Annotated in this window: 2 protein-coding genes and 1 pseudogene; all 3 read right to left on the reverse strand. The window is 41.9% G+C overall.

Annotated elements, in window-relative coordinates; genetic code table 11:
* Positions 1-405 (reverse strand): TIGR04219 family outer membrane beta-barrel protein (locus R8N46_RS25645; protein ID WP_318189836.1); only part of this gene is annotated, 405 nt, incomplete at its 3' end.
* 101 nt (positions 406-506) lie between these two features.
* Positions 507-722, reverse strand: a complete 216-nt coding sequence (gene pspG, locus R8N46_RS25650) for an envelope stress response protein PspG (RefSeq protein WP_005496590.1) — start codon at positions 720-722, stop codon at positions 507-509.
* 163 nt (positions 723-885) lie between these two features.
* A pseudogene (locus R8N46_RS25655) lies at positions 886-1,007 on the reverse strand (tRNA dihydrouridine(20/20a) synthase DusA); the annotation flags it as partial.

Genomic DNA, 1,007 nt, shown 5'->3' on the forward strand with positions numbered 1-1,007 from the left:
GTACCAAGCCCAGATAAGCTCATCAAACTCTTCAGTACGCTTATTTGTACCAGCATCAATGTATTTCGTATCGCTTAGATTGCTGAATGTAACACCCGCATCAAAATGCAATAGATCATGGTCTAGCACTTGGTAGTACATGGTTAAATCGAGTTTATCAAAGCCCATGTAATCGGCATCAACACTTGAGTAACGTAGACGTGCATTCGGTACGTATTTCACATCGTGCTCAATGGCAGCGTAAAAAGTACCCGTTGTACTGCTATCTCTTCTTACTTCATTAACTTTTGTATCTGCACCCCATACTTCTGCCCCCACTTTTGCGGAAAAAGAAGATTCTGCGAATGTAGGAAGAGATGCGGCTAATGATAATGCTGTTAAAGCGATGGTCGCTTTATTTGTCATGGAATGTGTACTCCGAGATAGCTGATATTCAACAATGAGGGCGTGAGGGGAAATATACCATACTCTCACGCCTCGCTATCAACTAAATCGTCTATACCCAACTATTTATAACGCGGTTGGGCAACGAAGTTTTTAAAGAACCAAATACCCAATGCGATGACTATCAGCCATGGTAATAGTTTGAGTACCGCGCCGATCATGCCAAGTAAAAACATCACAACCAACGCAATACCTGTTGCTGCGAACACTGTCATCATCGTGATGCCTGTTACTAACAAGGTCGCGGCAAATACTAAAATAAAGATCAGCTCCAACATAATCACTTCTCCATTTGTTTTAAACGACTAGAGCAGTTTCCATACCAACTTATCCAAAACAAATTAAGGTTATGATTTCTAAATAAAAATAAAGCCAGAGGCATTTCTGCGCTCTGGCTTCGCTGTCCGTAAGTTGGTATTTTTAGCCAACCACTGGTGAATTTTACACATTCAGCTCTTTTGGAATCTTCGCTAACGCATCCTGTAGCACTTCTAGGCCAGAACCTGGCTTGTGTGCATTTTCACTGATGTGACGACGCCATTGTCTAGCACCCGGCATATTTT

The organism is Vibrio sp. 1874, assembly GCF_033344395.1.
GTDB lineage: Bacteria > Pseudomonadota > Gammaproteobacteria > Enterobacterales > Vibrionaceae > Vibrio > Vibrio alginolyticus.